Origin of the sequence: Rhizobium sp. BR 315 (assembly GCF_050577975.1) — a bacterium.
Classification (GTDB): domain Bacteria; phylum Pseudomonadota; class Alphaproteobacteria; order Rhizobiales; family Rhizobiaceae; genus Rhizobium; species Rhizobium miluonense.
This window is the reverse complement of record NZ_JARWKZ010000082.1, coordinates 1-18,179: the sequence shown is the minus strand read 5'-3', so window position 1 is coordinate 18,179 and position 18,179 is coordinate 1. Positions and strand designations below refer to the sequence as shown.

Below are 18,179 nucleotides of genomic sequence, written 5' to 3'. Positions count from 1 at the left end.
GGGATGCGATCCTTCGTCCGGTTCTGCAAAAGATCTATCGCGATCCCGATGGCGCGCTCGCCAGGCTGAATGTGCTTGCCTCCGATGTCCGGATCGAGCCGCGCAAGCTCGCCGATGATCTTGCGACGAAGCCGCAGCGTCTCGGTCGCTTGCGTGGATCGGAGCTTCTGGTCGACGGCAGCGCGGCCCGCACCGAGCGCGATAAAGCAATGGCCGCGCTGACGGACTTGCTGCCGTTGGCGCGTGCCCATGCAACAGAGTTCCGCCGCCAGGCCGAACGCTTTGGTATTCGTGAGGAACAGCGCCGCGCGCACATGTCCTTGTCGGTTCCCGCGCTCTCGAAACAGGCGATAGCGCACCTCGTGGAAATCGAGGCCATACGCGAACGCGGCGGGCAGGACGCTTACAAGACAGCCTTCGCCTATGCGGTCGAGGATCGCTCGCTGGTTCAGGAGGTCAAGGCCGTCAACGAGGCGCTGACGGCGCGTTTCGGCTGGTCCGCCTTCACCGACAAGGCAGATACCACAGCAGAGCGAAACATGGTGGAGCGCATGCCGGAGGATCTTGCTCCCGACMGTCGCGAGAAACTGGCGCGCCTGTTTGCCGTCGTGCGCCGGTTTGCCGAGGAACAGCATCTTGCCGAGAGGAAGGATCGCTCGAAGATCGTGGCCGGCGCCAGCGTCGAGCCGGGAAGGGAGACCATGTCCGTGTGGCCGATGCTCGCCGCTGTGACGGAGTTCAAAATGCCTGTCCAGGAAGAGGCACGGAAGCGGGCGGGTGCCGTCGCCCACTACCGCCACAATCGGGCGGCTCTTGTCGAAACGGCAGCGCGTCTCTGGCGCGATCCTGCCGGCACTGTTGCCAAGATCGAGGCGCTGATCGTGAAAGGCTACGCGGGCGATCGGATCGCTGCGGCCGTCGCCAATGATCCCGCAGCCTATGGCGCCTTGCGCGGCTCCGATMGCATCATGGACAAATTGCTGGCGGTCGGGCGCGAGCGAAAGGACGCCCTTCAAGCCGTTCCGGAAGCCGAGAGCCGCGTCCGGTCGCTTGGTGCCTCCTATGCCACGGCTCTAGAGGCCGAGACGAAGGCGACTACCGAGGAGCGCCGGCGCATGAGCGTCGCCATTCCAGGACTGTCGGTGTCTGCCGAAGAGGCGTTGCGGGAGCTCTCGGCGGCGATGAAGAAAAAGGATGCCAGACTCGAGGTGGCTGCCGGCTCGCTCGATCCCTTGACCCGCCGGGAGTTCGTCGCGGTCAGTCGAGCGCTCGACGAACGCTTCGGTCGAAACGCCATTCTGCGCGGTGAGAAGGACGTCATCAATCGCGTTGCGCCGGCGCAGCGCCGTGCTTTCGAGGTGATGCAGGAACGGTTGCAGGTATTGCAGCAGACCGTCCGCATGCAGGCAAGCCAGGAGATCATGGCGGAGCGTCAACGGCGGGTCCTCGACCGCGTCCGGGGCGTGGTCCGCTGAACATTTTGCACCAACGACTTTGAACAAACCACAAGGAGACCAAGATGGCTGAACAGGAAATTTCTTACGACGCGATCCTCCGCACCGAGATCGCCATCGAGATCCTCAATCAGGCCCGGGCCATCGTCACGGCCCGCGTCTATGAGCTCGAAKGGACGGATACCGAGGCGGCGGAAGCGCTGCGGCTTCGCCGCCGCGATCTCATCGCCATCMAGCACAGCATCGCTGTTGCCGACCGCCAAACCGTCGAAAACCTGATCGCGCTCTGGGGACCGCGCGTGAAGGACGAAGCCCGGTTCTGGGCGGAGTTCTGATCATGGCGGAGGATCAGGCATCCGGGCCGCTCTCACCGGAGAGAAACGAGAGCATTTTCCGCAAAGACATTCTGCCCGACTATCTGCCGGACGATATCGGGCGGGCAGGGCGACCCCGCCTTATCCTGCTCGGCGGCCAGCCGGGCGCCGGCAAAACCGCGGTGCTGATTGCGAGCCACGCCGAGCTCGATCGATCCGGGCCGACGATCCGCATCGTTGGCGACGATCTGCGCTCCTATCATCCCAACTTCCTGGCGTTCCAAAGACGGGATCCGGAAACGGCGTCGCAGTTCACCCAGGCTGATTCCGGCCGTTGGACGGAAAAGCTCCTGGCCGCCGCCACGGAGCGCAACGTCAACATCGTCTTTGAAACGACGATGCGGACGCCGGAGAATGTCGCCCGGGTTGTCGGCGTTGCTCGCGCCGCCGGCTATTATGTCGAAGCCCGAGCCGTCGCCGTCAATCCACGGCTCAGCTGGCAGGGGAACCACTATCGCTTCGAAGAGATGCTGCGCGCAGGCGATGCGGCGCGCTTTCCCCCGCAGCATGTTCATGACGCCGCAGTCACCGGGCTGCGCGTCAGTCTCGAGAAGCTTGAAAGTGAGAACCTGGTTGATCGTGTTCAGCTCAGGACACGAGGTGGGACAATCCTTTACGACAACGAGCAACATGGGGGCGGCTGGTCGCAGCCACCCCATGCAAGGCTTGGCCTCGAACGCGAGCAATCGCGACCGATGACGACTGGGGAGCTGCAGCGGTTCTCCGACGACTGGAACCATGTTCTCGCGCGTATGGAGGAACGGCGGGCGCCGGACGATCGCATCGCCGCCGTCAGGGCGCGCGCCGTCGAGKACGCACAGCACCTGCTCGCTCAGCGCCGCGATGCTGACGGCGAGAATGGGCAAAAGCGAGGGCGATCCATCTTTCAGAGCCGCGCCGATGCGCTCGGCCTGTTCGTCGAGCTGTATGACAACGCGCTACGCGACGCGGAACGTCGGCCGATCGGCAATATTGAATCCCATGCGAGCGGTCGACTGACACAGAGCTACATGGCTTTGAAACTGGTCGAAGCCGCCCGAGACCTCGGCCTCTTACCCGATGGCGCGACCATCGTATCGACGCGGGCAATGGTCCAGGACAAGCACGGCACCCGGGAGTTCCCGGCGGCGCATCGATTGCCGGCGGATCTTGCGGTCGAAATACCGAATGGGTCTCGCCGACGGCTGACGGAAACTTTTGATGTCGCGCTGAATCAGACCGCAATCGATCGGGACATCTTTGGCCGGACCGATCGTCTGTCGCGGCTCGCCAACGTCGTCGACTCTTGGCTTGAGGCCGCCGGGATGCCCAGGACGCTTGCTCGCGCCGCCAACGCCGTCGCTTCCGGCATGTCGGCGCACGCAACCATGTCTGATATCGTCGAGCCGGGATATGCGACGGCAATTGCCCAGGCACGCCGTCGACTTGAGCGCAACATGGCCATTGCCGAGCGTTCCGTGATGGCGACCATGATCGTGGATGAAAAKGGAGAGCCGATCCGTGCGCTGCGCGACGACCTTCGGCTACGGACCGCCGATCTGGAAAACCGGGCACGAGCCAAAACCATGATGGAGGCTGTCCTGGCCGAAACGGCGCGGCATGGTCGCCTCGACGCCGAGGCACGCCGGGCAGCCGGTGAGCTTGTTCGTGGTATTGCCGACAACGAGCGCAATCTTGGAAAGAGCCGGACCCAGGAGAGGAGCGCGGTTCGATCCGGCGTCCTTGTTCCGGCGTGGAATCTGCTGGATCTGACCGAGAGCGAGATCGCGGATCGGCTGCGTGTGTCTTCGCGACTTGCCGACAAGCGGACCGAGATCGAAAACCTGACCCGGCTGGTGTTCGGCAACAGTCAGGCGGTCTCGGCCTCGGTCGCGCGGATCTCTGGTGCGCAGAGCGGCGCGGCCGCTGGCGATGACATGCGCGAGGGTCGTCTTGGTGAACTGGCCGGCGAAGCGCGGACATGGCTAAAGGGACCAAGCCCGGCCCGTCAGGCAGCCGAGGCCCACGCTCCGCGGCTCGCGGCGGCGTTGGCCGATTATGGGATGGCAGTGGATTTCGAGCGGCATCAGATCAGCCTTCGCCACCGCGAGGAGCAGGCGCGACACAGGGTGGAAGTTCCCATGCCATCGAAAGACCTTACGGCCTTGATGTTGGGGCGTGACCAGGACCAGGTCCGCCGGCTGAATGCGGATCCAGCGTTCCGTCGTGAACTCGAGAAGCTCACCCTGGCGATGACCAAACGTCTTTCCGCGGCGGATCGAACTGCCCTGAAAGAAGAGAATTTCGCCAAGGTAGGATCTTCCCTTGGGATAACACCCGAGCAGGCTGCTTCCCTCAAGCGCGTCCAGGATCGCGCCGGCGTGCTGCAGGGCCAGTCCCTTCGGCAGTCGCGCCAGGTTGTGAGCACAAACCAACTCGGGATAAAGCGTTGATCCCGCCCATGGTCTGCGGATCAAAGGGCACGGACGTCAGCATCTGCCGGTGCGGCCCGCCCGCCGACTGATCACGTCAGTCAGCTCGTCGACAGCTGGATGCCATTCGAGGTGGCCGGATTGATCGTTCGAGGCCCGAGACAGGGCCACTTGCAGGAGGGATCGGATCCCGAGGAACGTTGCGAGATCCTCAGCCTCCACGCGCAGGCAGAGGCCGCAAACTTTCGGCTTGACGATCGCCCTGCCGTCACCAAAGTTCAAAACGCGGTCGGCGCGATTGGTATCAATCGAAAGAGCGCAATGGCGAAGCGATCCGCATAGCGTCTCAGCAATCCGGTCCGCATCTGCGACCCAGACGACCGTTTCGGAAGTGTGTTTGGGCATGAGAATTTCCAGGTCATTCTAATCAGGCAAATTGCAATGCCGGAGCAGCGGCGACGCGCGATGGAAACGCAGGTCGGCGATAAAGCGGGCCGCTGACGTGGAGTTTGTTGCGCATGGCACGCAGAACGCGGTGCGAAACCTCGAAGGCACCGCAGCAGACTGGGAAACGGCCATAACCAGCAGAGCGGCCAAGTTCATCGAGTTCGGCACCGGCTTTTTGGTAAACACGCCGCATGTGCGGCTCGTAGTTCGAGATCATTGTGTGGATGCCATTGGCGAGTGCCGCCTCGCACAAGGCGAGAAGCAGTAGGCAAAATGCCCTATCGGGCCGCATGTCGGGAAAATCTCGACCGATCGCATCTTCATCGATGCACATCCGCGTGCCTTCCCAAATTCCGGGCGCGATGAGGTCGCACGCATCAGGGAATGTTTCCCGGAAGACGTCATAAAGGAGCGTCGGACCAGTCGTGGGCATGAGCCGAACAGAGCCATAAAGCTGACTTCGATCTTCGTCGCACCACAGCAGATAAGCAGGGTGAAGGTCGTCGTAGCGATCCCGCTCGCAATCGCCGGACACGCACACATCCCAGCCGAGCCGGTCTGCGAACACTCGCTTCCTGAGCCGGAACGACTGATCGAGCAGTTTGTTATGTTTGTGATATTCGTGGGCTTGAATAAGGAGATACATGCTTGCCTCCGCATTTTGATCGGGGCCAGCGTGCAACCGGACGCGCGCGCGCGAAATATTCGGGGATCAGCTCCCCGAATCCTGCATATTGCCATATGGGTTTATCAGGCGCAGCTGTATCGCAAGAGCAGTTGCCGATGTGGTCGATGCCGCTCCAAGCTTATGGCGTGCTGACATCAGATATCGTTGCGTCGTATGCATTGAGAGGCCGAGGATTTCGGCGATTTCCTCGTTCGTTTTTCCAAGGGCGGACCAGTACAGGCACTCCTTCTCGCGCGGACCGAGCTGCGGGATAGGATCATGCTCGCCGTGGAGTTCGAACACCGCTTTTCTGTGGATCAGAAACGCAAGATCGAGCCACTCGTGGCTATACGTCTGGACGAGGGTGCTCCATTCGCTGGCGGGCTTTCTCGAGTTCAGGGAGAAGAGCGCGCGACGTTTCTTGTCGATGATGGGGATGGAGTATCCATTGGCTCCGACACCGTATTCCTGGGCGTCGAGCAGAAAGTCCTGGGCCGTCTGTGGAACCTCGACCTCGCGCCAGTCGAACGGCATTTGCCGGATGAGACCCTCGCGGACGATCGGATCGATTTTCACGTACCCCCGGAGCAGGTAGCGAGCAATCCACGCATCACGATAGGTCGTGCGAACGTACGGAGTGTCGACCACATCTGCTACAGCCATAGCCAGATGGTAGGTCGAAAAGTCGATCCCGTACGCTGCTTCCAGAATGTGGAGTGCATAAATCACACTCGGAGCATTCTGTATTTGAAGGATGAGATCTTGAAATTCATCTCGTATCCGTAACTTCTCCATTCGAAACTCCACAAGTCGGTCTGCTGCCATATCGACAGTGGTAGAAAGGGAACCGGTTGCTCAAGAACAGCACGTAATGGTATAACATATCGCATAACCTAATTTATGGAACCTCACAGGTCATTTGGGAAGTGTTGCTTTTTCGTCGGTCAAGCGCTCTCGATTTTTCTGCTGGATCAGACTGTTGCGATGAGTGCTCATCGTTCAGAAAGCAACAAACAGCCTGCTTTTGCTGGCGCAACAGGCTGTTTTGCGACGATATCAACCAAGCACCTGTTTTCCAGAGCCGTTCTTTCAGTCACTCACCCAGCTTCATTGCCGAAACTGCACTCTTTAGAACTGGACGGTGATTTGAGCAGTGTTGCTTTGCCTACAACGGATCTCACAAAAGCGAAAATGTAACACACAGCCCATTTTCGCAATTGTAACGGCCAATCCAACGAACCAGTTCGTCGAAGCACTGTCTTTCAAAGCGAAGTTTTCAGTCACTCACCAAGTTTCACTGCCAAAACCTCTGAACTTCATATTCGACTCTGCCCGTAGCGGTCGGCTACGACGCGAGCGAGGTGACCTAGGTGGCGGGCGCGATCCCGTTAGAGGTGCGTGTCGCGCTTGCATTGTTTGGCGCGGGCCTTTCCTGCCACAAGGCGGTCGTATCGAGCTTCAACCTTTCGGGAATCCCTTTTTTCATCGCGAATTCCCCGCTCATGCCAGCGCCGGTAGCAACTGGTCGATGCTCTTCTTGGCATCGCCGTAGAACATGCGGGTGTTGTCCTTGTAGAACAGCGGGTTCTCGATGCCGGAATAACCGGTTCCCTGGCCGCGCTTGGAGACGAACACCTGCTTCGCCTTCCAGACTTCGAGCACCGGCATGCCGGCAATCGGCGAGTTCGGGTCTTCCTGGGCGGCCGGATTGACGATGTCGTTGGAGCCGATGACGATGACGACATCGGTTTCGTGGAAGTCCTCGTTGATCTCGTCCATCTCGAGCACGATGTCGTAGGGAACCTTCGCTTCGGCCAAAAGCACGTTCATGTGGCCCGGCAGACGGCCGGCAACCGGATGAATGGCAAAGCGCACGTTCTTGCCGGCCGCCCGCAGCTTGCGGGTGAGCTCGGAGACCGATTGCTGCGCCTGCGCCACCGCCATGCCGTAGCCCGGCACGATGATGACGCTGTCGGCGTCGTTGAGGGCTGCGGCCACGCCATCGGCATTGATGGCGATCTGCTCGCCGGTGATTTCCATCTGTGGGCCGGTGGTCGCGCCGAAGCCGCCGAGAATGACCGACAGGAACGAGCGGTTCATCGCCTTGCACATGATGTAGGAGAGGATCGCACCCGAGGAGCCGACGAGCGCGCCGGTGACGATCAACAGGTCGTTGCCGAGCGTGAAGCCGATAGCCGCGGCCGCCCAGCCGGAATAGCTGTTCAGCATCGACACCACCACCGGCATGTCGGCGCCGCCGATGCCCATGATCAGGTGATAGCCGATGAAGAAAGCGGCGAGCGTCATGACAAGCAGCGTCCAGGTGCCGGCACCATTGACGTAGAGCACCAGCAGCGCGAGCGAGAGAAGAGCAGCACCGGCGTTGAGCAGGTGACCGCCCGGCAGCTTCTTGGCCTTGCCGTCGACCTTGCCCGCAAGCTTGCCGAAGGCGATGACGGAGCCGGTAAAGGTGACGGCGCCGATGAAGACGCCGAGGAAGACYTCGACCTTCATGATCGACAGTTCCACCGGTTCCTTGTGGGCAAGGATCGCGGCAAAGCCGGTCAATGCAGAGCGGGCCGCCGCATCGAGACCGGCGACGTCAGCCGCCTCGATATGGGCGTTAAAGCCGATGAASACGGCGGCRAGACCGACGAAGGAATGGAGTGCCGCAACCAGCTGCGGCATTTCGGTCATCTGGACGCGGGAAGCGACGAAGTGGCCGAGCACAGCGCCGCCGGCGATCATCAGGACGATGATGAACCAGTTGCCGACGTCAGGCCCGAAGACCGTGGCGACAATGGCGAGTGCCATGCCGGTCATGCCGTACCAGACGGCGCGCTTGGCGCTTTCCTGGCCCGAAAGGCCGCCGAGCGAGAGGATGAAGAGAACGGCTGCCGCAATATAGGCGGCCGATACGATACCGATCATCATGATGTTTACCCTTGCCCGATCAGGATTTCTGGAACATGGCGAGCATGCGCCGCGTGACGAGGAAGCCGCCGACGATGTTGATCGTGGCGATCAGCACCGAGAGCGCTGCAAGCAGCACCACCAGCCAGTTGCCAGACCCGATCTGCAAGAGCGCGCCGAGAATGACGATGCCGGAGACCGCGTTGGTGACGGCCATCAGCGGCGTGTGCAGCGAATGCGAGACGTTCCAGATGACCTGGAAACCGACGAAGCAGGCGAGCACGAAGACGACGAAGTGGCTCATGAAGGCCGGCGGTGCAAACGCGCCGACCAAAAGCAGCAGCGCCGTGCCGACGGCCAGAAGCGTCAGCTGGCTCTGCGTCTGGGCCTTGAAGGCTGCGGTCTCGGTAGCACGCTTTTCCTCGGGCGTCGGTTCCTTCACCTTCTCCTTTGGTTTCTGCGCCGCGATCGCGGCGATCTTCGGCGGCGGCGGCGGGTAGGTGATCGCACCCTCGAAGGTGACGGTCGCGCCACGGATGACGTCGTCCTCCATGTTGTGGACGAGCTTGCCATCCTTGCCCGGCGTCAGGTCGGTCAGCATATGGCGGATATTGGTGGCATAGAGCGTCGATGCCTGCGCGGCCATGCGGCTCGGGAAATCGGTATAGCCGATGATGACGACGCCGTTGTCGGAGACGATCCGCTGATCGGCAACCGTCAGGTCGCAGTTGCCGCCGCGCTCGGCGGCAAGGTCGACCACCACCGATCCCGGCTTCATCGCCGCCACCATGTCGGCAAGCCAGAGTTTCGGCGCATCGCGGCCGGGGATCAGCGCCGTGGTGATGACGATATCGATCTGAGGCGCAAGCTCGCGGAACTTGGCAAGCTGCTTCTCGCGGAACTCCGGTGAAGAGGGCGCCGCATAGCCGCCTGTTGCAGCGCCATCCTGCTGACCTCCATCGAAATCGAGATAGACGAACTCGGCTCCCATGCTCTCGATCTGTTCGGCGACCTCTGGACGCACGTCAAAGGCATAGGTCTGAGCACCAAGCGAGGTGGCGACCCCGATCGCGGCAAGACCGGCGACACCCGCACCGATCACCAGCACCTTCGCCGGCGGCACCTTGCCGGCGGCCGTCACCTGGCCGGTGAAGAAGCGACCGAAATTGTTGCTGGCCTCGATCACCGCGCGGTAGCCGGCAATATTGGCCATCGACGACAGCGCATCCATTTTCTGCGCGCGGCTGATGCGCGGCACCATGTCCATGGCGATGACGTTGGCACCCTTCGCCTTGGCAAGCTCCAGCAGTTCCGCGTCCTGGCCCGGATAGAAGAACGAGATCAGCGTCTTGTCCGCAGACAAAAGCGCGACCTCGCTCGGCTCAGGCGGTCGCACCTTGACGACAACATCGGCCGAAGCCCAGAGCGCCTCTGCCGACGGCGCCACCTCGACGCCCGCGGCGCGATAGGCATCATCTGGGAACCCGGCCGCGATACCAGCGCCTGTTTCGATGACGCTGCTATAGCCAAGCTTTGCAAGCTGCGCCGCGCTGTCAGGTGTCAGTGCTACTCGCGACTCGCCTGTATTGATCTCCCGAGGTGCCCCGATCCTGTTTGACATATTTACTGTTCCTCTCGAAATGATCGGCACCGCGGCTTACGGGGAAATGCACGGCCTCGTCCGGGGGATCCAGGTCGCTTCGCCGGTGACCGCCGCAATTGGCCTGCCGAAAGGGTTCGTGCGACCCCGGAAGTGGCGCGGCATCGAAACCATGGGAATCATGGTCAAGCGGATGATCAAGCGTTGGACTTCCTATCGCCTCCAACGCAATGATGGCCTTGACCCGCGGATCACCGATGGCTAGCGCCCAACCGCAGGCGGCGCCTGCGGAAAGGTTGATCAAAATCCTGTCGCCCACCACGTCGAACAGCTCAGGCGCGACGGGTGCTACATGTTGCTGGGTTGCGACGAGGCGTATTGCCATAGGAGCCTGGTTCACAGTGAACCGATTGGCCGCAAGCGGATCGGATGGCCATGTCCATATATTACGGGCTTCCGGCCAGAGCCCTTGCTTCGCCGCATCGAAGAAGCGATGCTCGAGCATCTCGCAGTTCGGAGCGGCTGTCGCCTTGCCCGACACGCGGGCGTCCCAATGGCTAAGGCCATGCCACCGTGCAGGATGATGAGCGAGACGTCCTTTGCACATGCTGGTACGATTCATTCGACATAAGCGGGTGTGCTGGAATAGGTGGCGCTGGCCTCTACGATGGAAGGCGTTGCAGTGAAAGCCCCGAAATTGGCCAGGGTTGTCGGTGGCATGGCTATGTTTGATAGATAACAAGCACATATTTGTCGTGCCATGCTCCCTTTTTATTCCTACAGTGAATAATTACTCCTGTTATGGATGTCAACGGCCTTGAGCGTAGCCCGCGTATGTAGCCTATCAATAACGGAAAATATTATGATCTCGAATAATTAATAGGACGTCTGGCGCGTAGTTGGACGCCAGATTATACAGGCGGGGACTGCCGCGCACCCTTCTTTAATCCGCAGTTATCTCATTACCATGGAGGCGCTGGAACCATGATGACAATACTGCACGGGAACTGGCCGTAAGCAGCAGAACTGATGCCGTCGGGCGGTTCGAAAAACATGCCGCCGCCCCCAGATAAACAACAATCCCCACCAGACGGAAGGCGTCATCGAACGGCGCTTCCCTGCTGCCGAAATAATAGCGGACGAGCCCTTAGGTGTCGACAGGTGCCCCTTTGGCAATGTCGTGAATTCGCCCTGGTGGTCTGCCGCCTGAAAAGTGATCGCGCGCATCCGACAGTTCGAGCGCACACCGATCGCTGTCCCTGTCCATGGCCTTCAATTCCTCGGCGGTTACATGCTTCATCCGCATGCGAGAGGAGTGGAACGTGAAGCACTCTGGCGATACGAGCTCTCTGGCACGCACCAACGCGGGTATCTCGGTTTCCATCGTCATGTTGGAGCTTGGAGCGATCTGACCAATACGAAAGCGCTTCATTTGTGGGCCCCTTCTTTCGAGTAGGTTTCACCGCAGTAAATTATTCATAATGGGAAATATAGGACAAGGTAAATCCGAAATGGTAAAGGGATATCTTTATTGCATCCGGCTAGAGGGAGTATTCGGCGTTCTGAATAAGGTACAGGTCAAATTATTGATTTAAAGAAGAACTTTACAGCGATAGGCAGCAAAATGGCCGCTTTCTTCCCCCATCTTCCAATAGAGACGGCATCGAAATGGCCCGTAGAGACTGAGCGGTGCTTGCCATATTCCCAGTCGTAATATAACTTTGAATAATAAATTCGGTCGCTTGAGGAGCCGACCTTACGGGTTTCATAGGATCGCAACCGCCGCATCGTCGAATCTGTCACCGACCACTGACATCGAGGGGAATTTGCATGGAACACGAAACCGATTTCGACGTCATCGTGCTTGGTGCCGGCTTCGCCGGCGTCACAGCGGCCCGCGAATTGAAGAACAACGGCCGCAAGGTCGTCGTGCTTGAGGCGCGAGATCGAATTGGCGGGCGCGCCTGGACGTCGGACCTCGACGGTCATAAGGTTGAGCTGGGCTGTACGTGGATCCACTGGTTCCAGCCCTATGTCTGGGCGGAATTCGCCCGCTCCGGCCTGAAGCTGCATGAGGATCCCTGGCTGCCGCCGCTCACTATTTGGGTAGATGGCAAGCCCCAGGACATCGAGTTTAGTGAGTTCCGGGTGATCCTTCAAAGTGCCTGGAAGAAATTCGCCGGCGATACGCCGGATGGTCCGCGCATGGACAGGCCCTACACTCTCGAAACGATTGCAGAGGCTGAGGAACTCAACACGCTGAGCGTTCAGGACGTGCTCGACCGGATGGGTCTTTCGCCGCTTGAGAAAGCAGCCTTCGCCGCTGAGGTAAGTGCCCAGACGAACGCGCCGTTGAACCAGTCCGGGTACCTCTCTCAACTGCGCTGGTGGTCCATTTCCGGCTGGGATATCGGGCTGATGATCGATTGCCTCGCCCGCTACAAGATCGACAGCGGCGTTACCTCCCTCATCACCTACATGGCGGAGCGCGCCAATCTCGACATCCGCCTCAACTCCCCCGTCGCCGACGTGGGGCAGGACGAGCGCGGCGTCGCAGCGACGACCCGCGACGGCCGCCGCTTCACGGCGAAGAAACTGGTCTGCGCGGTCCCGATGAACYGTCTGAAAAACATCCAGTTCACGCCGACGCTTGCGGAGGACAAGCTAGTCCTTTCGCGCGAGGAACATGCCGCAAAGGGCATGAAAGTACTGTTCCGCACGGAAGGCGAAGCCACCGGCCATGCCGTCATCGCTCCGCCAGGCGCACCGATTAGCCTCCTCAACCCTATCCGTATAGAGGGCGAAATCCGCATCTACGTCGGCTTCGGCACGGATGGCTCGGCTTTCGACCCGAAGAACCTCGACGAGGTCAACGCGGTGCTTGCCAGCCTTCACCCCGAATTGAAGGCCGTTTCGACCACCGGGCACGACTGGGCAAACGACGAGTTCTCACTTGGCACCTGGCACATGCCGCGGCCGACGCAGAACGTGCGGATCGCAAAGTCCTTCAAGACGCCGGAGGGCCATGTCCATTTCGCCGGCGACTATCTCGGGCGAAATTGGGTAGGCTTTATGGACGGCGCAATCGAGTCCGGTCTGCTAACTGCGGACAAGGTGGAAACTGAAATGCGCTCTGGTTCAAACCTAACGCCCCCACGGCGCTTTAAGGCGCCGCCCGGTCTCACTGGCTAACACCGCACCGATCGAAACCGCGCACCTTGCTCATTTCTGCAATTTGAGCGACCAGGAGCTGACATGGCAAAGAAGCCGCTATTTTTCCACATGCTTCCCGAGATGGAGAAGCATTTCTGCATGTCAATGGCCGTTCGGGCCGGGGACTATCTTTTCATCGGCGGCCTGACGTCGACGGATGACGAAGGCAACGAAATCTATGCCGACGACCCGGCAGCGCAGATGAAGCGGATCTACGACATCCTCGGCAATATCCTGCAAAAGTTCGGCGGTACGCCGCGTGATGTGGTAAGCGAAGCCATCTACTACAATGTCAGCGCGGACGAGTTCAACGAGACTCTCTTCCCGCATCGCCAGGCCTTCTACGGCGAGGACGGGCCCTCGGTCGCGGGCATGGAAGTCGTCGGCTTCACCAGCCCGGCGATCCGTGTCGAGACGACTGCCGTCGCCTACATCCCCCAATCAAACTGACGCGAGGCACTGTGGTCATGCAGGCTCACGGATCAGCACCCCATTCGGGAAAATCCTTTTGGCTGCATGACTATGGCATGTATGTCCCGAACCATGCCGTGGATGGGCGGATCGTTTGCGATGTCGCCGTCATCGGCGGTGGCATCGCCGGTATGTCAACCGCCTGGCATGCCGCGAAGGACGGTACCGGTCGTATCGTGTTGATCGAAGGTGAGATCGTCGGTTTCGGGGCCAGCGGCCGCGCTGCCGGCTGGATCATGCCGCAGTTCGGCATGGATCAGTTCACCATCCGCCGAAAGTACGGCCTCGAGCGCTCGAAGGCGGCGTTCGACTACTGTCTGCGCGCGATGGTATATACACGCGAGATTATCGGCAGCCACGGGCTCCAGTCCGACTATCGGCATCCGGGTTTGATGCGGGTGGCCTTCGACGAACGGTGGGTGGACGACGCTCGCGCTCTGCAGGCGATGTATTCCGAGTTCGGCATGCAGGGGCTTCAGTGGATGGAGGGGGCCAGCCTGCAGGCGGAATTCAGCGGCAATCCGAATTTCAAGGCGGCATTGTTCGATCCCAATCTCGGACTACTCAACCCTTGTAAGCAGGTGCGCGAGTTGAAGCGCCTCGCTGAGGCCGCCGGCGCGCATGTCTACGAAAACAGCCCCGCCATTCATATCGAGCGCCAGACATCGGGCGTCCGGATCGCCACACCGCGCGGGGAGATTTTTGCAAGCAAGGTCGTAATCGCGACCAACGCTTTCACCCACATGCTTGAAGGCCCAGTCGGGCGCGAACTACGCCGATTTCAATCCCCAGTCTTCGCACGGGGCGCGGTGACGGAACGCCTGACGCCCGCACAGTGGAAGGCGATTGGCTGGCAACGCGGTAATGCGATCGAAAGTACGCTCGAACTCTTCCATTATATGGCGCCCACCGCCGACGGTCGCATCCAGTTCTACTGGATCTATTACGGCGGGCACTCGATGTTCGGCGAAATGGAGCCGACGGCTAGCGCGGTGGGCGGAGAAGTTTCACTGCAGCATCTCAAGCGGATTTTCCCGCAGTTGGGCGATATTCGCATCGCCCATAGCTGGGGCGGGCACATGTCCGGGACGATGGACCTGGTGCCGCACTTGACGACTCTCGGCGACCGGCGCGTGATCTATATTGGCGGGTGCTGGGGCCATGGGCTGGCGATCAACCATCTGCACGGCCAGACCGTCTCGCACATGCTGAACGACGTCAGTAGCGACCTCACCGATTTCTGGATCGTCAACCGGACGCCGCGGAAATGGCCGCCGACCCCGTTTGACTATCTGGGCAAGGGGCTGGCTTGGAGCGCGCTGCGGAGAAAGGCTCGCCGGCAACTGGTGGGCTCCATTTTCGAGGCACCAGAATGAGACGCATTGCCTAAAGGCAACCTACGAAACGGTTGCCGGAGAAGACGATCATATATTTATAAGCCGATGCTGTGCAAAATTCACATATTCGGATAGACCGGGCCTTCGCCGCCCTGCGGCGTCACCCAGTTGATGTTCTTGTTGGGGTCCTTGATGTCGCAGGTCTTGCAGTGCACGCAGTTCTGGGCGTTGATGACGAAGATGTCCTTGCCATCCTTCTCCACCCATTCGTAGACGCCGGCCGGACAGTAGCGGGTCGAGGGGCCGGCATAGATGTCGTGCTCGGAGCGCTTCTGCAGCTCCATGTCCCTGACCTTGAGATGCACCGGCTGGTCTTCCTCGTGGTTGGTGTTGGACAGGAAGACTGAGGAGAGACGGTCGAAGGTCAGGACACCGTCCGGCTTCGGATAGTCGATCTTCTTGTGCTGGGAGGCGGGTTCGAGCGACTGCGCATCGGTCTTGCCGTGCTTCAGCGTTCCGAAGAAGGAGAAACCGAACCACTGGTTGGTCCACATATCGAGACCGCCGAGCGCGACGCCGATCGCCGTCCCGAACTTCGACCAGAGCGGCTTGACGTTGCGCACCTTTTTCAGGTCCTGGCCGATGGCACTGTCGCGCCAGCCCTGTTCGATCTCGATCGGCTCATCGTTGGCGCGGCCGTGGGCAATGGCATCCGCCAGCTTCTCGGCGGCGAGCATGCCCGACAGCACCGCATTGTGGCTGCCCTTGATGCGGGGAACGTTGACGAAGCCGGCCGAGCAGCCGATCAGCGCGCCGCCGGGGAAGGACAGCTTCGGCACCGACTGGTAGCCGCCTTCCGTGATGGCGCGTGCGCCATAGGAAAGCCGCTTGCCGCCTTCGAAGGTGCCCCGGATCGCCGGATGCGTCTTGAAGCGCTGGAATTCCTCGAAGGGATAGAGATAGGGGTTCTTGTAATTGAGATGCACCACGAAGCCGACGGCGACGAGGTTGTCTTCCAGATGGTACAGGAACGAACCGCCGCCGGTCTTCATGCCGAGCGGCCAGCCGAAGGAGTGCTGCACGAGGCCGGGCTTGTGGTTCTCAGGCTTCACCTGCCAGAGCTCCTTGAGGCCGATGCCGAACTTCTGGGGCTCGCGATCCTTCTGGAGGTCGAACTTCGCGATCAGCTGCTTGGCKAGCGAACCGCGCACGCCTTCGGAGATCAGCGTGTACTTGCCGAGCAGCGCCATGCCGCGGGTATAGTTCGGGCCGGGCTCGCCGCTCCGCTCGATGCCCATGTCGCCGGTGGCGACGCCGATCACCGCGCCCTCGTCATTGTAGAGCACTTCGGTCGCGGCAAAGCCCGGATAAATCTCGACGCCGAGTTCCTCCGCCTTCGTCGCCAGCCAGCGACAGACATTGCCGAGCGAGACGATGTAGTTGCCGTGGTTGTTCATCAGCGGCGGCATGGCGAAGTTCGGCAGGCGCACGGAGCCCGCCGGGCCGAGCAGCAGGAAGTGGTCGTCCTTGACCTCGGTCTTGAAGGGATGGCTGTCGTCCTCGCGCCAATCGGGCAGCAGGCGGTCGATGCCGATGGGATCGACGACCGCGCCGGAGAGGATATGCGCGCCGACTTCCGAGCCCTTCTCCAGCACGACGACGGTGAGATCAGGATTGACCTGCTTCAGCCGGATCGCCGCCGACAGGCCCGCAGGCCCCGCACCAACGATCACAACGTCGAATTCCATGCTTTCGCGTTCGGGGAGTTCCATTTCTTCGCTCATGTCAGTCTCTCAGAACTTTGGCGGCCTGCGTCGAGTTTGCGATAGGGGTGATCGCCGTACTCGCCATCAGCGGAAGGATGGTCATGGGGCCGATGCCGCGGGGACGGGCGTGATTACACTCCAGACCTTCGCGCACTCGCCGGAAGGCGACGTCGCCGACGAGGCAGAACGTGCCCCTGTCTGGGGTGTCAGAGCGGGATTTAACACCACGTCTATTGCCGTGGCACCAAGCTCTATCCAATCTGCGCCGGCCGGCCGAAGCTGGCAAATCCGCCCGACGTTCCCGTCGCAGGGATGCCTGTCCGAAGAAGACATCAGGGTCGATTTCGCACCCATGACATTTGCGATCGGCGCGATCATCGAACTGCGACCTGTCCGAGATGTAACCTCGCGATTTGGCGAGGTAGCCGGTGATCGCGGCCACGATGCGGTGGATCGACTGCACGATGCTGTCAGGACGTAGATTTTTCATCCAAAGATCTTCTGGAGCAAAAGAAATCAAAAGGATGACGCAGCCTGAAAGCCACGCCATCCGTCGCTTGGGAGGCAATGTTAAATCAGTCAAAGCGCCTTCTGCAGTTCCGGTAGGGCATCGAAGATATCTGCCACAAGACCGTAATCGGCGACCTGGAAGATCGGCGCCTCCTCGTCCTTGTTGATCGCGACGATCACCTTCGAATCCTTCATGCCGGCCAGATGCTGGATGGCACCGGAGATGCCGCARGCGATGTAGAGGTCGGGGGCAACAACCTTGCCGGTCTGGCCGATCTGCCAGTCGTTCGGCGCATAGCCCGCATCGACAGCAGCGCGGCTTGCACCGACGGCAGCACCCAGCTTGTCGGCGATCGGAAGGATMACCTCTTGGAACTTCTCCGACGAGCCGAGTGCACGGCCGCCCGAGATGATGATCTTGGCAGACGTCAGTTCCGGACGATCCGACGAGGACAGCGCATCCTTGACATGAGTCGAGAGACCCGGGTTCGCGGCGGCCGAGATGGTCTCGACCGAAGCGCTGCCGCCCTCACCGGCTGCGGCGAAAGAGGCGGTGCGAACCGTGATTACCTTCTTYGCATCGGACGACTTTACCGTCTGGATGGCATTACCGGCATAGATCGGACGCTTAAACGTGTCAGCAGAGACGACCTCAATGATTTCCGAGATCTGCGCGACGTCGAGCAGGGCGGCAACGCGCGGCAGCACGTTCTTGCCGACGGAGGTCGCAGCCGAGACGATGGCGTCATAGGAGCCGGCAAGCGACACGATGAGCGCTGCCAGCGGTTCGGCGAGGTTGTTGCCGAGGCTTGCATCGTCGGCGAGCAGGACCTTCGTCACGCCCGAGAGCTTTGCAGCCGCATCGGCCGCAGCCTTGGCACCAGAGCCGGCGACGAGCACATGCACGTCGGAACCGATCTTCGATGCTGCCGTCAGCGCCTTGGCGGTCTKGTCGGAAAGGGTTGCGTTGTCGTGATCTGCCAGAAGAAGAATGGCCATGGTTGTGTTCTCCCTTG

15 protein-coding genes and 1 pseudogene are annotated in these 18,179 nt (G+C 60.7%); 6 read left to right on the top strand and 10 right to left on the bottom strand.

The window, feature by feature from the left end; all coding sequences use genetic code 11:
• The 3 genes from QD409_RS33480 to QD409_RS33470 form a co-directional block, all read left to right on the top strand.
• Nucleotides 1-1,475: BID domain-containing protein (locus QD409_RS33480; RefSeq protein WP_430764844.1), on the top strand; the 1,475-nt coding region annotated here is incomplete at its 5' end.
• Nucleotides 1,476-1,519: 44 nt separating this feature from the next.
• Nucleotides 1,520-1,789, top strand: coding sequence for a hypothetical protein (locus QD409_RS33475; protein WP_430764843.1), 270 nt, complete (start codon nucleotides 1,520-1,522; stop codon nucleotides 1,787-1,789).
• 2 nt (nucleotides 1,790-1,791) lie between these two features.
• A complete protein-coding gene (locus QD409_RS33470; protein WP_430764842.1) occupies nucleotides 1,792-4,260 on the top strand; it encodes a zeta toxin family protein in 2,469 nt (822 codons plus the stop codon).
• A 36-nt stretch (nucleotides 4,261-4,296) separates the two neighbouring features.
• Here QD409_RS33470 and rctB read toward each other — a convergent pair whose 3' ends face one another.
• From rctB to QD409_RS33435, 7 genes and pseudogenes are all read right to left on the bottom strand, one after another.
• Nucleotides 4,297-4,644, bottom strand: a complete 348-nt coding sequence (gene rctB, locus QD409_RS33465; RefSeq protein WP_430764841.1) for an SMa0974 family conjugal transfer regulator — start codon at nucleotides 4,642-4,644, stop codon at nucleotides 4,297-4,299.
• A gap of 22 nt (nucleotides 4,645-4,666) precedes the next feature.
• Nucleotides 4,667-5,332, bottom strand: coding sequence for an acyl-homoserine-lactone synthase (locus QD409_RS33460; RefSeq protein WP_430764840.1), 666 nt, complete (start codon nucleotides 5,330-5,332; stop codon nucleotides 4,667-4,669).
• A 66-nt stretch (nucleotides 5,333-5,398) separates the two neighbouring features.
• Nucleotides 5,399-6,148: a helix-turn-helix transcriptional regulator gene (locus tag QD409_RS33455; RefSeq protein WP_430764839.1), complete on the bottom strand. Its 750-nt coding sequence runs from the start codon at nucleotides 6,146-6,148 to the stop codon at nucleotides 5,399-5,401.
• 705 nt (nucleotides 6,149-6,853) lie between these two features.
• A complete protein-coding gene (locus QD409_RS33450) occupies nucleotides 6,854-8,287 on the bottom strand; it encodes an NAD(P)(+) transhydrogenase (Re/Si-specific) subunit beta (RefSeq protein WP_430764838.1) in 1,434 nt (477 codons plus the stop codon).
• Nucleotides 8,288-8,306: 19 nt separating this feature from the next.
• Nucleotides 8,307-9,887 carry a Re/Si-specific NAD(P)(+) transhydrogenase subunit alpha gene (locus QD409_RS33445; protein ID WP_430764837.1) on the bottom strand — a complete coding sequence of 527 codons (1,581 nt, stop codon included), beginning with the start codon at nucleotides 9,885-9,887 and terminating at the stop codon, nucleotides 8,307-8,309.
• Nucleotides 9,820-10,407, bottom strand: coding sequence for a hypothetical protein (locus QD409_RS33440; protein ID WP_430764836.1), 588 nt, complete (start codon nucleotides 10,405-10,407; stop codon nucleotides 9,820-9,822). Before QD409_RS33440 ends, QD409_RS33445 begins: the two co-directional genes overlap by 68 nt.
• Nucleotides 10,408-11,085: 678 nt before the next feature.
• Nucleotides 11,086-11,298, bottom strand: a pseudogene (locus QD409_RS33435) (Asp/Glu racemase); the annotation flags it as partial.
• Nucleotides 11,299-11,696: 398 nt separating this feature from the next.
• Between QD409_RS33435 and QD409_RS33430 the strand changes: the two are divergent.
• The 3 genes from QD409_RS33430 (at nucleotide 11,697) to QD409_RS33420 (ending at nucleotide 14,926) form a co-directional block, all read left to right on the top strand.
• Nucleotides 11,697-13,058 carry a flavin monoamine oxidase family protein gene (locus tag QD409_RS33430; protein ID WP_430764835.1) on the top strand — a complete coding sequence of 454 codons (1,362 nt, stop codon included), beginning with the start codon at nucleotides 11,697-11,699 and terminating at the stop codon, nucleotides 13,056-13,058.
• 63 nt (nucleotides 13,059-13,121) lie between these two features.
• On the top strand, nucleotides 13,122-13,529 hold the full coding sequence (locus QD409_RS33425; RefSeq protein ID WP_430764834.1) for a RidA family protein: 408 nt from the start codon (nucleotides 13,122-13,124) through the stop codon (nucleotides 13,527-13,529).
• Between the two features lie 77 nt (nucleotides 13,530-13,606).
• Nucleotides 13,607-14,926, top strand: coding sequence for an NAD(P)/FAD-dependent oxidoreductase (locus QD409_RS33420; protein ID WP_430764833.1), 1,320 nt, complete (start codon nucleotides 13,607-13,609; stop codon nucleotides 14,924-14,926).
• An 80-nt stretch (nucleotides 14,927-15,006) separates the two neighbouring features.
• Here the strand turns inward: QD409_RS33420 and QD409_RS33415 are convergent, their stop codons facing one another.
• From QD409_RS33415 to QD409_RS33405, 3 genes are read right to left on the bottom strand one after another with little or no spacing between them, the layout of a single operon-like run.
• Complete coding sequence (locus tag QD409_RS33415) at nucleotides 15,007-16,671, bottom strand: electron transfer flavoprotein-ubiquinone oxidoreductase (protein ID WP_430764832.1); 1,665 nt, start codon at nucleotides 16,669-16,671, stop codon at nucleotides 15,007-15,009.
• A 1-nt stretch (nucleotide 16,672) separates the two neighbouring features.
• A complete protein-coding gene (locus tag QD409_RS33410) occupies nucleotides 16,673-17,236 on the bottom strand; it encodes a hypothetical protein (RefSeq protein WP_430764831.1) in 564 nt (187 codons plus the stop codon).
• Nucleotides 17,233-18,162, bottom strand: coding sequence for an electron transfer flavoprotein subunit alpha/FixB family protein (locus tag QD409_RS33405; protein WP_430764845.1), 930 nt, complete (start codon nucleotides 18,160-18,162; stop codon nucleotides 17,233-17,235). The genes QD409_RS33410 and QD409_RS33405 overlap by 4 nt, the downstream gene beginning before the upstream one ends.
• Between the last annotated feature and the right edge of the window lie 17 nt (nucleotides 18,163-18,179).

Coding starts and splice junctions, on each gene's coding strand:
- QD409_RS33455 (WP_430764839.1), bottom strand. CDS start 6,148: ATGGAGAAGTTACGGATACGAGATGAATTTCAAGATCTCATCCTTCAA.
- QD409_RS33460 (WP_430764840.1), bottom strand. CDS start 5,332: ATGTATCTCCTTATTCAAGCCCACGAATATCACAAACATAACAAACTG.
- QD409_RS33420 (WP_430764833.1), top strand. CDS start 13,607: ATGTATGTCCCGAACCATGCCGTGGATGGGCGGATCGTTTGCGATGTC.
- QD409_RS33425 (WP_430764834.1), top strand. CDS start 13,122: ATGGCAAAGAAGCCGCTATTTTTCCACATGCTTCCCGAGATGGAGAAG.
- QD409_RS33445 (WP_430764837.1), bottom strand. CDS start 9,887: ATGTCAAACAGGATCGGGGCACCTCGGGAGATCAATACAGGCGAGTCG.
- rctB (WP_430764841.1), bottom strand. CDS start 4,644: ATGCCCAAACACACTTCCGAAACGGTCGTCTGGGTCGCAGATGCGGAC.